Origin of the sequence: Streptomyces longispororuber (assembly GCF_014656095.1) — a bacterium.
GTDB lineage: Bacteria > Actinomycetota > Actinomycetes > Streptomycetales > Streptomycetaceae > Streptomyces > Streptomyces longispororuber.
Genome location: NZ_BNBT01000199.1, coordinates 1 through 12,390 on the forward strand (window position 1 = coordinate 1; position 12,390 = coordinate 12,390).

Genomic DNA, 12,390 nt, shown 5'->3' on the forward strand with positions numbered 1-12,390 from the left:
GGGGCGTGGCCGGGGCGGTGGTGCGGGGCGCGGCTCACGCGGCGGCGCGGGCGTGCTCGGCGCGCAGGCGGGCGTCCAGGGCGGTCAGGGCCCGGTCGGCGGCGTGGGCGGTCGCGGGGTCGTCGGGGGCGCCGATGACGGCCATCAGGTGCTGCACGAGCTGCTCCTTGAGCGCGTCGGTGCCCTCCTCGGTCCGCGGCCCGCCGGGGGCGGGGGATGCGGGGTCCTGGGCGGGGTGGTGGGTGCTGGTCATGGCGTCTCGTGCCTCCTTGGCGGATGAACGGGCGTGCACGGGCGTGCACGGGCATGGCAGGACGGTGCAGGGGCATGGCAGGACGGTGCAGGGGGGCGCCAGGGCGCCGGAAGGGTGTCGGGGTGTCAGAAGGCGTTGCAGGCGCGGAAGATGTGGGCGAACGCCGGCAGGGAGGCGGCGGGGCCCTCGAAGGCCACGTACTCGGGGATGGGGGCCTCAGGTGCCCACTTCTCCTTGTAGGCGAGCTGGCTCTGGGCGGGGTAGAGGGCCGCGCCCTGGTCCCACAGGAAGTGCATCAGCCACTGGAAGGCCTTGCTGTGGCCGGGCAGTTCGTTGGCCTGGTCAAGGCCGGTGAAGGGGGTGAGGCCGAAGTGCAGCCACTGGCACCCCTCGGCGCGCAGCACCTCGATGACGTGGGCGTTGATGGCTTCCATCAGGCCCGGTGAGGCGTCGGGGATGCGGCGGCTGAGGTCGTGCATCCAGCCCGCGCGGGTGCCGTAGACCGGGGAGTAGGAGATGTAGCCGACGGGCTGGGCGTCGATGGTGCCCACGAACAGCCGGCGGTGGACCTGGGCGGGCCCGCCGAGCTGGCCCACCAGGAACTCCAGCGGGCGGGCCTCTTCGCCCTTGGAGCGCAGCCAGCGCGCGTCGATGGCCTCCTTGGCCGCGGCGTAGCCCTCGGGGCCGGTCTCGGTGACGCTCAGGCCGTTGCGGAAGGCGCGGGAGATCTTGTTGCGCATGCGCATGAACCGGCCGCCCTGGAGGGTGAAGCCGGGCAGGTGCACCACCCAGGAGGAGCCGAACTGGTTGACGGTGAAGCCGTGTCGGGCGTAGATCTCGGCGTCGTGGCGCTGGAGCTGGGCGCTCACCACGCGCAGGCCCTGTTCGTGGGCGTGGGCCACGAAGCGCTCCAGGAGCGTGGTGTAGTGCTCCGGGGCGGCGAAGGGGCCGCCGAGCTGCACCAGGTAGGCGCCGGCCTGGCGGTAGGCGATGACGCCGTCCAGGCCGGGGGCGGTGAAGGCCTCGGTGCCCTGGCTCATGGCCAAGAAGGCGCTGGGGTTGTCGGCCTGGGTGTGGGTGCGGATGGCGTGCAGGACGGTGTCCTGCGCGAGGGCTGTCGCGGACATGGGCCCTTTCCTCATTCCTTCGAAACGGGGGCGGCCCCGCCGGGGCCGGGCGCGGCGCAGAAGGCACGCGGGCAAGCTCGCGAGGGCCGCGGTGGGGCAAGAACGCGCGAGGTTCCCTGGGAAGTAGAGCACTGCCGATATGGCCGCTGGAAGGGCTGTCGGGCCGGGCCCAGGCAGAAACCAGCGGGCGGTCAGCGGTATATCAGCGAAGGCGGCAGACTCCTTTGTGTGACCGGGCCACGAAAGCGGCCGGTGCCCCTCGCGGAAAGGCGGCGGGCATGCGGGGTTTTCCTGGTAACGGTTTTTCGGGGAGAGGTGCCCGGAGTGGCTTATCGGGGACCGAAGTTCGCTTCCGTCGGGTGCGTGCACCCACGCAGGTTCGAATCCTGCCCTCTCCGCTGCCGCCCCCTCGCGCCCGGCCCGGAGCACCGGCCGGCCCGGCGGGGCCCCGCACCGTGTGCCCGCAGTTTTCCGCACTCCCCCGCAGTGCCGTGCCCTCCCGCGCGGGTGTGCGGTTCCTCGCAGTTCTCGCCCGTTTCGCGGCCGGCAGGGTCGTTCAGTTGGGAGATCGCCTCATGCCCCTCGCGGCATCCCCGGCCCCTGGCCGGGCCCTGGTCGTCGTCAACCCCACGGCCGGCACGGCCCGCACACCGCTGGTCCAGGAGGTCATCGCGCGGTGCCGGGCGCGCCTGGAGCGCGTCGTGGTGCACCGTACGGCGCACCGGGGCGATGCCACCGACGCGGTGCGCGCGGCGCTGGCCCGCCCCGGCGGGCAGGGCCCCGACCTGGTGGTCGCCGTCGGCGGTGACGGCACCGTACGCGAGGTGGTGCAGGCCCTGGTGGGCGCGGCGCCGCGGGAGCGGGCGGCGCTGGCGGTGGTGCCGGCCGGGACGGGCAACTCCGACTACCGCATGCTGTGGGGCCAGGCGCCCTGGCAGGAGTCCCTGGAGGCGACGCTGGGGGCCGTGCCGGGCCGTGCCCGGCGGCGCCGTATCGATGTCGGCCAACTCGCCGAGACCGGTGAGCTGGTGCTGCTGGGGGCCTGTTCGGGGCTGATCGCCGAGGGGCTGGTGGCCGCCCGGTCCATCGCGGTGGCCGGGCGCGAGCGCTATGCCCGGGCGCTGCCGCAGGCGGCCGTGGGTTTCCGTCCCTATCCGGGGCGGGTGACGGTCGACGGGCGGGTGCTGCACGAGGGGGCCACCGTGCTCGCCAATGTCGGCGGCGGGCGCTACCGCGGCGGCCAGTATCTGATCCTGCCCCGCTCCGAGCTGGACGACGGGCTGCTCGACGTGTGTGTGGTGGGCGCGCAGGTGGCCGCGGCCGACGTGCCGGAGCTGGCCCGTGCCGGTGTGCTGCACAAGCGCCCGGGCGTGGTGCACGGCCGGGGCCGGCGCGTGGTCGTCGAGCGCCTGGACGGGCGTCCGCTGTGCTTCGAGCACGACGGCGAGCTGCAGCCGCCGGCCTGGACCAGCATGACGGTCCAGGTGCTGGCGGGCGTACTGCCGGTGTGGGGCGCTGCGACGAAGGAAGTGACGCGTGTCCATACTCCACCAGCTCTGCCGCTGGGCGGCCTGGCTGCGACCTGAGGACATTCCCGGCCCGGTGCGGGCGCTGGCCGCCAGCCAGTTGCTGTCGCAACTGGCCTCCATTCGGGCGGGGATCGCCCATCCGCTGGGCCGGCGGATGATCGAGGGGTTCGGGCCGCCGCTGCAGGCCGACCCGCGGACCTCGGCGTGTGTGCTGGCCGGGCTCGGCTCCTGGCTGAACCTGGACGACACCGCCTACGCCGGGCACCTGTCCAACTCCACGGTGTCGGTGCCGCTGGCCTACGCCTACGCGCGGCGCCTGGACGGGCCGGCGCTGCTGGCGGCGGTGGTGGCGGCCAACGAGTGCGCGGCGCGGATCACCGCGGCGGCCACCCTGGGGCCGCTGCGCGGGCACAGCGCGGTGCACACCCACCTGGCCGGCGCGGTGTGCGGGCGCCTGCACTGCGAGGGCGCCGACGACGCGGTGTGGCGCAGCGCGATCGGGCTGGCCTTCGCGATGCCGAACTGGCCGCTGATGCGGGCGTTCCTGGCCAGTGACGCGCGGCTGTTCAACACCTTCACGCCGGTGCGTACCGCGATGGACTCCTGTGACGCGGCGCGGGCCGGGCTGCACGGGCCCGCGGACATCCTGGAGCACCCCGACGGCTTCCTGGACCGTTTCGCCAGTGTGCCGCTGCCCGATGCGGTCAGCGCCGGGCTCGGCGAGCGCTGGCACACCGAGACGCTGTCGTTCAAGATGCACCCGGGCGGGCCGGGGGTGGACGCGGCGGTGGACTGCGCGGCGGCCCTGCACCGCGAGCTGGCGCCGTGCCGGGCCGAGGACATCGAGGACGTCGTGGTGGAGGCCTCGCTGTACACGCTGTTCGCGGGCAAGAAGGCGGCCTCCTACGTGGTGGGTCCGGGCTCGCCGCTGGGGGCGCTGGTGCTGCACACCCCCTATCCGGTGGCCACCGCGCTGCTGACCGGGGGGCTGACGGTCAACGACTTCGCCGCGCCGCTGCTCAACGACCGGATGCGCTGGGCGGTGGCCGAGCGGGTGCGGCTGGTGCACGACCCGGCGCTGACCAAGGCGCTGTTCGCCTCGGACGCGCCGTTCGGGGAGGCGGTGCGCCAGGCCGGGGAGGCGGCCGGGCCCTGGCTGCGGGCCTTCGGCGGCGAGGAGGTGGCCCAACTGGCCAAGGAGGCCGCCGGGGCGGTGCGGCCCAGCTTCGCCTCCGCGGCCAAGGCCACCGGGGCGCGGGTGACGGTGCGCCTGCGTGACGGGCGCACCGCCTCGCGCCAGCGGATGATCCCGCTGGCGGCGGCCGGCCCGCACACCCGCGCCCACCACGCGGAGCTGATGCGCCACAAATTCCTGGAGTTCGGCGGGGCCGAGGAGGTCGCCGATGCGGCCGTGCACCTGGAGTCGATGGACGCCGACGACCTGGGCGCGTGGATCGAGCGGGCGCTGCGGTAATCCGCGAGGCGGGTATCAGCGGCGGGTCAGTGTCCCCTGCCAGCATCGAATGCCGGTGGGCAGTGAGCAGGGCCATACATTCGGACGTGGGAAAGGTCCTTTGATGCCTGAAAAGGAACTCCGCAGCTACAAGCTCTATATCGCGGGCAAGGACGTCGAAGGCGATGGCTGGGTTTATACCGTCAGCGCTCGGTCTCTGCTCGAGGACGTCTTCACCAGCGTCAGCCTGAAACGGGAACTGGAGCAGAACCCCGACTCCGAGGCGGCCGATCACCCCTATGTGGTGGGCCGCTGCGCGATCGCCGGGGACACCTCCATCGACCTGGCCACCGAGGCCGCCGCCGCGGCCGCGGCCACCTGGGCCGAGGTGCCCCTGGAGCGCAGGATGCGCCTGGGCACCCTGTTCCGCGAGGAGCTCATCCGGCGCGAGCAGGAGTTCTTGGACATCCTGGTCGCCGAGGCGCACCCGCTGCGCCTGGCCCGCTGGGAACTGAGCTGCATGAAGCAGATCTACAGCGAGGAAAGCCTGTACTGGTACCGCCAGCGCATGCACACCGAGTTCGAGCACCAGGGGCGGCGGCTGATCGTGCGCCGCCAGCCCGACGGCGTGGTGGCCTTCAACCCGCCGCAGAACGCGCCCGCGCCCAGTGCCGCGCTGGCGGTGCTGGCGCTGATGGCCGGCAACGCGGTGGTGATGCGCGCCCCGCGCTCGATCGCGCTGTCCACGATGTGGCTGATGCGCGACGTGGTGGGCCCGCTGCTGGACGAGGTCGGCGCGCCTCCGGGGGTGCTGAACGCGGTGTGCTCCAACCCCAAGCAGACCCTGGACCGCTGGGTGGCCTCGCCGCTGGTCAACGACATCTTCTACATCGGCGGCAGCGAGGAGGGCCTGCGCTTCCAGGAACAGTGTGTGGCCAACGGCAAGAAGCCCATCCTGGAGCTGGCCGGCAACGACACCATCGTCATCTGGAAGGGCGCGGACCTCAAGCGGGCCGCGGAGGCGATCTGCGAGTCGTTCTACGGCTCCGGGCAGATCTGCATGGTGCCCAACTGCGTGCTGGTGCACCCCGAGGTCGCCGAGGAGCTCATCGCCGCGGTCACCGAGCGCATCAAGCTGGTGCGCCCGGGCTACCCCGAGGACGAGGACGTGCTGCTGTCCCCGGTGCGGCGCAGCGAGAAGTTCTTCGCCCTGCTCAAGCAGTCCCTGGACCGCGGCGGGGAGCTGATCTGCGGCGGGCAGCGCACCGAGGTCGACGGCACCGTCTCGGAGACCGGGGTGTTCCTGCAGCCCACCGTGGTGCGGGTCAACGGCCTGCCCGGGGCGCGCACGCACGACATCGTGCGCAGCGAGACGTTCTTCCCGCTGCTGCCCATCGTGGTGCCCGAGCGCTGCGATGACGACGACGAACTGCTCAACAGCTTCATCGACTTCGTCAACACCAACGAGTACGGGCTGCGCAACTCGCTGTGGGTGAAGTCCGCCCGGGTGATCAACGCGTTCGTGCAGCGCGTCGTCAACGGCGGCCTGCTGAAGATCAACGACTCGCACATCGGGTTCCTGCCCTATCTGCCCAGCCACGGCGGCACCGGCCTGACCGGCGGCGTCTACGGCGAGGCCAACTATCCGATCCTGAAGACCTCGCACATCCAGGGCGTGTCCATCGCCCACGACATCAGCCCCCACGAGGCCGTCTTCGGCCCCTGAGAAGGCCGGCGCCTCACGGCCGGCGCCCTGCGGCCGGGCGCACCGCGATGCCCTGGTGCGGCGTGTGGTGCGCCCGTTCGACCCGATCCGTTTTGGAGGTGTTCTGCCGTTGCGTACCCTCGACTTCGCGCGCGCGGTCTGCGACCGCTACCACCCGGGGCTGATCAAAGCGCTGGAAGAGATCCCCTTCGCCCAGCGCGAGGCGCCCGCCAGCCCGGCCCTGGGGCTCTTTCGCGCCCACGGCGGGGTGAGCCTGCTGGTGCCCACCGAGTTCGGCGGGTTCGGCGCCGACCCGGTGGAGGCGGTGCGCGTGCAGCGCGCGCTGGGCGCCGCCTCGCCGTCGGTGGCGGCCGGGGTGACGATGCACCACTTCACCGTGTCGATGCTCTACGCGCTGGCCAAGGGCGCCGGCCGGCTGGCGCCGGCGCAGCTCGACCTGCTGCACCGGGCGGTGCCCGACCAGATCCTGATGGCCTCGGGCTGGGCGGAGGGCAAGAGCCAGCAGAACATCTTCACGCCCTCGGTCAGCGCCCGGGCGGTGGCCGGCGGCTACCGCCTCAACGGGTCCAAGAAGCCGTGCAGCCTGGCGCGTTCGATGCAGCTTCTGACCGCGAGCATCGCGCTGCCCGGCGCCGACGGCAGCCCGGAGCTGGCGCTGGCGCTGGTGCCCGCCGACGCGCCGGGGCTGACGGTGCACCCGTTCTGGGGCACCGACGTGCTGGCCGCCTCCGAGAGCGAGGAGGTGCGCCTGAACGAGGTGTTCGTGCCCGAGGACATGGTCATCCGCACCACCGAGGACGACCCGCACCGGGTGGCCGACCTGCAGGCCGCGGGCGTCATCTGGTTCGAGATGCTGATCTCGGCCGGCTACACCGGGGCCGCGGCCGCGCTGGCCGAGGTGGTCCTTGAGCGCGAGCGGGGCACCGCCGCCGAGCGGGGCCAGCTCGTCATCGCCGCCGAGAGCGCCTTCGCCCTCCTGGAGGGCGTGGCGCGGGCGGTGCGCGACGGCGACCTGGACAGCGAGCAGGCCATGGCGCAGGTCCTGGTGGCCCGCTACGCCGCCCAGGACGCGCTGGCGCGGGCCACGGAGCTGAGCCTGGAGCTGCTGGGCGGGGTGGACTTCATCCGCCACCGCGAGCACTCCCAGCTCGCCGCCTCGGTGCGGCCGCTGGTCTTCCACCCGCCGGGCCGTGTCGCCACCGCGCCGGCCCTGGTCGAGTACTTCGCCGGCGGCCCGCTGGCCCTGTGACCCCCCGCGGGCGCCCCGCGCCCCGCCCGCCGTTGACAGATGTGTACCGAGGACCTCAGGGAGTTATCCGTGACCGTGACCCAGGACACCGGGGTCGACACCGAGGAGCAGATCCTCGGCCTGTACCGGGCCCACCTCAGCAAGGGCCGGGCCACCCTCGCCGAGCTGTTCGGCAGCCACATGGAGGTGCACTCCGAGGGCAACTGGCTGACCACCAGCGACGGGGAGCGCTTTTTGAACGCCGGCGGCTACGGCGTGTTCATCATGGGCGCCCGCCACCCCATCGTGATGGAGCACGTGGAGCGCCAGTTGCGCACCCACCCGGTGGCCACCCGCATCCTGCTGGAGCCCACTGTGGCCCGCGCCGCGGAGGCGCTGGTGTCGGTGATGCCGCCGGGCCTGGACCGGGTGCACTTCGCCCTCTCGGGCGCCGAGGCGGTGGAGACCGGCCTGAAGCTGGCCCGCGCCAACGGCTACAAGCGCACCGTGTCCATGCGCGGCGGCTACCACGGCAAGACCCTGGGCGCGCTGTCGGCCACCGCCAAGGAGGTCTACCAAAAGCCGTTCCGCCCGCTGATCCCCGACGTCACCCACCTGCCCTTCGGCGAGATCGACGCCTTGGAGGAGCAGTTGCGCGCCCACCCCGGCGAGCTGTGCGTGATCCTGGAGCCGGTGCAGGGCGAGGGCGGCGTGATCATCCCGCCCAAGGGCTACCTCAAGCGCGTGGAGGAAGTCGTACGCGCCCACGACGGGTTCCTCATCCTGGACGAGGTGCAGTCCGGCATGGGCCGCCTGGGCGAGTGGTGGGGCGCCGACATCGACAACGTGGTGCCCGACGTGCTGCTGGCCGGCAAGGCGCTGGGCGGCGGCGTGGTGCCCGTCTCGGCGGCCGTGGCCACCCGCAAGGCCTTCCGCCCCTTCGACAAGGACCCCTACGTGCACACCGCGACGTTCTCCGGACAGCCGCTGCTGATGGCCGCCGTCCAGGGCGCGGTGCGCGCCGTGCAGGAGGAGCGCCTGGTGACCCGGGCGATGGACCTGGGCGCCCGGCTCCTGCCCAAGATCGCCGAGATCGCCCGGCGCAACATCCCCGACCTCGTGGTCGACGTGCGCGGCCGCGGCCTGCTCATCGGCGTGGAGCTCACCGAGGCGGGCCTGGCCGGGGAACTGCTCATCGAGCTGTTCAACCACGGCGTGGTCGCCAACCACTCGATGAACGGCAACTCCGTGGTGCGCTTCACCCCGCCCGCCACCCTCACCGAGCTGGACGTGCAGTTCCTGCTCGACTCCTTCGACAAAGCAACCCTCGACCTGGTCGCAGGCTCGGCCAGGATGCCGGAAGGCGGTAGCTACTGATGCGGCACGTGGAACTGGACGCCGTGGTACTGGACCAGGACGCACCGACGGTCTACGCCTCGGTGGCACACTTCGAGCGCTTCCCCGAACTGGCCCCGCACGTGGAGGCCACCACCGTGCACGCCGGGCCGCCCGAGACCCACGGCAGCTCGAGCTGGGAGCTGCACTTCCGCAGCGGCCTGCTGCGCTGGACGGAGTCCGACCGCTTCGACGCCGACGCCCTGGAGATCCACATCGAGCAGCAGGACGGCGACTTCGACACCTTCGCCGGCCGGTGGTCCTTCACCCAGGACGGCGCCAACGTCGCCGTCCACTTCGAGGTCGACTTCGACTTCGGCATCCCCAGCCTGCAGGGCATCCTCGACCCGATCGCCGAACGCGTCATCAAGGAGACCGTCGCCTGGGCCGTCACCGGCCTGTTCGAGCGCACCGAACTGCGCAGCCAGGTCGAACTCGGCACCCCCGCCGACGCCCTGAGCGCCTGAGACCCGGCCAAGGAGAGAAGCGGTCATGGACCAGGCCAACCCCTTCGAAACCCCCAAGACGTTCGCCGTGCACCGCGCCGAGTACCTCGTCGGCTTCGCGGTCTCCACCGGCCTGATCATCGCCCACTTCTCCGAGATCCGCTGGTGGGTGTGGATCGCCCTGTTCCTGTACATCGACCTGATCGGCTACATCCCCGGCGCCATCGCCTTCAAGCGCAGCGGCGGCCGGCCCGTCCACAAGGCCTACTACGTGCTGTACAACGTGATGCACAGCCTGATCACGCAGGCCGCGGTGGTCGGCCTGTGGTGCTGGTGGATCGGCCCGGAGTGGGCGCTGCTGGCCATCCCCTGGCACCTGAGCGGGGACCGGGGCCTGTTCGGCAACTTCACCAAGTCCTTCGCCCTGCCCTACGAGCCGGTGCGGCACCAGGGCTATCTGCGGCTGCTTGACGATCTGGGCCTGGCCCACCCCAAGCCGGTGGGCCACACCTTCGACCCCGAGCCGGTGGGCCACCTGCCCGCCACCGCCCGTACCACCGCCCCCGCCGCTGCCCCTGCCGCCGCTGCGGGCGCGGATGCCGCCGGCGCCGGGGGGCTCGCCGGGGCGACGGGCGGGGAGCGGCCGGTGTCCACCGCCGCCCGCTGACCTCCCCGGGGCGGGCCCCGCCCGGGACCCGCCCCGCCCCTCGCACCGCTGCCCCTCGCACCGCTGCCCCTGGTGCCGCCCCGCGCACGCCCTTGGGGCGCGTACGGCACCTGAGGGACGACGTATGGACAGGCCGCCCGCCCGGAGCGCCCTTCGCGGGCCCGGGCCCAGAAAGGAGCACCACCCGCCATGACCGGTACACCGCAGCCCGCCGTGGCGCCGGAGGCCGACTTCGACGCCGCGCCCGGCATGCTCGAGGGCGCCATGGAGCTGACCATCGGCCCCAAGGAGTGCAACCTCGCCTACTGGATCACCCAGGTCGCCCAGGGCACCCTGCGCGAGCGGGGCGTCAGCGGCCACCACGACGACGCCGAGGTGCCCGCGTTCTTGACCGCGCCGGGCCCGCTGCGCGAGGCCCTGGTGCTGGAGTTCGGCCTGCGCGGGCTGTCGGAGGAGATCGCCACCCGCCTGCTGGCCCCCTACGTCGCCATCGCCCCGGGCGTGCTGGAGATGGAGTTCTACGCCACCCAGCTCCTGGACGAGGCCCGCCACGCCCGCGTCTTCCGCAACCACCTGGTGGAACTGGGCATGGACGAGAAGACCCTGCTGAGCGACATCGACGCGATGGCCGTCGACTTCCGCCGCGAGGTGTTGGAGCCGGTCATCGACTTCACCCTGGACATCGTGGAGAAACAGCGCGACTTCTACGGCGGCGTGGCGGTCTTCGCCATCGTCATCGAAGGCGTCCTGGCCCCGGCCGCGGAGCTGAGCGAACGCAAGTGGACCCCGCTGTCCCCGGCCACCGGGGAGATCTCCCGGGGCACCTCCATCGACGAGATGCGCCACCTGACGGTCGCCAACACCATCCTGCGCGACCACGTGCGCGACAACCCCGCCTACAAGCCCCGCCTGCTTGAGATCCTGCGCGCGGGCGTGGAGCTGTGGGACAGCATCGACGACCGCAAGTTCGTCCTGCACCGCGAGGAACTCTTCCAGCAGGGCATGCACGAGCAGGCCGACCTGATCGGCGACTACGAGATCTGGCCCGGCACCCGCCTGCTGGACACCACCCCCGCCCAGCGCTACGCCATGGCCGAGCAGTGGACCGAGAAGATGGCCACCGCCCGCCTGCAGGAGATGGGCCTGCCCGCCGAGGCCATGCGCCTGACCTCCCGGGCCACGGCATGAAACGCCCCGTCATCGCCGGCGCCGGCTGCTACCTGCCGCCCGACGTGGTCACCAACGACGACCTGGCCCGGCGCCTGGACACCAGCGACGCCTGGATCCGCACCCGCACCGGCATGTCCGAGCGCCACGTCGTGGACGCCGCCACCGCCACCGCCGACCTGGCCGTTGAGGCCGGGCGGCGGGCCCTTGAGAGCACCGGCACCGCGCGGGCGGACGTGGTGGTGCTGGCCACCACCACCCCCGACCGGCAGGTGCCGCCCACCGCCCCCGAGATCGCCCACCGCCTGGGTCTGGGCACCGTACCGGCCTTCGACCTGTCGGCGGCCTGCGCGGGCTTTCTGTACGGGCTGTCCACCGCCGCCGGGATGATCGCCACCGGGGCCGCCGAGCAGGTCCTGCTGATCGGCGCCGACGCCTTCACCACCATGGTCGACCCCGAGGACCGCGCCACCGTGGTGCTGTTCGGGGACGCCGCCGGCGCGCTGGTGCTGCGCGCCGGCCACGCCGGGCAGCCCGGCGCGATCGGCGCGCCGGTCCTGGGCAGCGACGGCAGCCTGGCCGACCTGATCCAGGTGCCCGCCGGCGGCTCGCGCTCCCGCGCCAGGGGCCCGCTGGGCGAGCTGGCCGACCCGTCCGACTTCTACTTCCGCATGAACGGGCGCGAGACCTTCCGCCACGCGGTCACCCGCATGAGCCAGTCCTCGCGCCAGGCCGTGGAGGCCGCCGGCTGGAGCCTGGCCCAGGTGGACCGGCTCGGCGCCCACCAGGCCAACGCCCGCATCCTGGCCGCCGTCGCCGAGGAGCTCGCCTTCGAGCCCGCCCGGCAGCTCTCCAACGTCGCCCAGGTCGCCAACACCGCCGCCGCCTCCCTGCCCACGCTGCTGGCCATGGCCGCGGCCGAGGGCACCCTCAAGCCGGGCCACCGGGTGCTGCTGACCGCCTTCGGCGGCGGCCTGTCCTGGGGCGCGGCCACCTTGACCTGGCCCGAGATCACCCCCCTTGTGGACTGACCGGCACCCGGTGCCGGCGGCAGAAAGGAAACCCTCCCCCATGTTCGAGACCCTCAAGGACATCCTGGTCGACAAGCTCAAGGTCTCCCCCGACCGCATCACCCCCGAGGCCACCCGCGAGGAGGCCGAACTGGACTCCCTGGCCGTGGTCGAGCTGTCGATGCTCCTCGACAAGGAGTACGGCGTGCAGATCAGCGACGACGAACTGATGGAGGCCGAGAACATCGGCGAGATGGCCCGCATGATGAGCGAACGCCGCGCCACCGTCTGAGCCCCGCACCCGCTCACCGCGGCCCGTCCCCAGGGGGGCGGCCGCCCGGCGCCCCCGGCGAGCGGCCCGCGCGCCACCGCCCGCGCGCCGCCCCCCG

The 12,390-nt window shown here is 72.8% G+C and carries 12 protein-coding genes and 1 tRNA gene; 11 read left to right on the forward strand and 2 right to left on the reverse strand.

Features of this window, described 5'->3' with window-relative positions; all coding sequences use genetic code 11:
* Positions 1–34 precede the first annotated feature (34 nt).
* Positions 35–253, reverse strand: a complete 219-nt coding sequence (locus IE330_RS35100; RefSeq protein WP_190140244.1) for a hypothetical protein — start codon at positions 251–253, stop codon at positions 35–37.
* 125 nt (positions 254–378) lie between these two features.
* Positions 379–1,380: a bifunctional lysylphosphatidylglycerol flippase/synthetase MprF gene (locus IE330_RS35105; protein ID WP_190140234.1), complete on the reverse strand. Its 1,002-nt coding sequence runs from the start codon at positions 1,378–1,380 to the stop codon at positions 379–381.
* A 309-nt stretch (positions 1,381–1,689) separates the two neighbouring features.
* On the opposite strand from IE330_RS35105, the gene IE330_RS35110 reads away from it, so the two are divergent.
* From IE330_RS35110 to IE330_RS35160, 11 genes are all read left to right on the forward strand, one after another.
* Positions 1,690–1,778, forward strand: a tRNA-OTHER gene (locus IE330_RS35110).
* A 177-nt stretch (positions 1,779–1,955) separates the two neighbouring features.
* Positions 1,956–2,966, forward strand: coding sequence for a diacylglycerol/lipid kinase family protein (locus tag IE330_RS35115; protein ID WP_190140235.1), 1,011 nt, complete (start codon positions 1,956–1,958; stop codon positions 2,964–2,966).
* Positions 2,917–4,383 carry an MmgE/PrpD family protein gene (locus IE330_RS35120; RefSeq protein WP_190140236.1) on the forward strand — a complete coding sequence of 489 codons (1,467 nt, stop codon included), beginning with the start codon at positions 2,917–2,919 and terminating at the stop codon, positions 4,381–4,383. Before IE330_RS35115 ends, IE330_RS35120 begins: the two co-directional genes overlap by 50 nt.
* 103 nt (positions 4,384–4,486) lie before the next feature.
* Positions 4,487–6,088, forward strand: coding sequence for an aldehyde dehydrogenase family protein (locus tag IE330_RS35125; RefSeq protein ID WP_190140237.1), 1,602 nt, complete (start codon positions 4,487–4,489; stop codon positions 6,086–6,088).
* A 109-nt stretch (positions 6,089–6,197) separates the two neighbouring features.
* Positions 6,198–7,337 (forward strand): acyl-CoA dehydrogenase family protein, encoded by a 1,140-nt coding sequence (locus IE330_RS35130; protein ID WP_190140238.1) that lies wholly within the window; start codon positions 6,198–6,200, stop codon positions 7,335–7,337.
* Positions 7,338–7,406: 69 nt separating this feature from the next.
* A complete protein-coding gene (locus IE330_RS35135) occupies positions 7,407–8,693 on the forward strand; it encodes an aspartate aminotransferase family protein (protein ID WP_190140239.1) in 1,287 nt (428 codons plus the stop codon).
* Positions 8,693–9,178 (forward strand): type II toxin-antitoxin system RatA family toxin, encoded by a 486-nt coding sequence (locus IE330_RS35140; protein ID WP_190140240.1) that lies wholly within the window; start codon positions 8,693–8,695, stop codon positions 9,176–9,178. The genes IE330_RS35135 and IE330_RS35140 overlap by 1 nt, the downstream gene beginning before the upstream one ends.
* A 25-nt stretch (positions 9,179–9,203) precedes the next feature.
* Positions 9,204–9,824, forward strand: coding sequence for a hypothetical protein (locus IE330_RS35145; protein ID WP_229926144.1), 621 nt, complete (start codon positions 9,204–9,206; stop codon positions 9,822–9,824).
* 189 nt (positions 9,825–10,013) lie between these two features.
* Positions 10,014–11,012 carry a ferritin family protein gene (locus IE330_RS35150; RefSeq protein WP_190140241.1) on the forward strand — a complete coding sequence of 333 codons (999 nt, stop codon included), beginning with the start codon at positions 10,014–10,016 and terminating at the stop codon, positions 11,010–11,012.
* Entirely contained in the window at positions 11,009–12,022 is a 1,014-nt protein-coding gene (locus IE330_RS35155) for a beta-ketoacyl-ACP synthase III (protein ID WP_190140242.1), read from the forward strand. The genes IE330_RS35150 and IE330_RS35155 overlap by 4 nt, the downstream gene beginning before the upstream one ends.
* 40 nt (positions 12,023–12,062) lie before the next feature.
* Positions 12,063–12,293 carry an acyl carrier protein gene (locus IE330_RS35160; RefSeq protein WP_190140243.1) on the forward strand — a complete coding sequence of 77 codons (231 nt, stop codon included), beginning with the start codon at positions 12,063–12,065 and terminating at the stop codon, positions 12,291–12,293.
* The last annotated feature ends 97 nt before the right edge of the window (positions 12,294–12,390 follow it).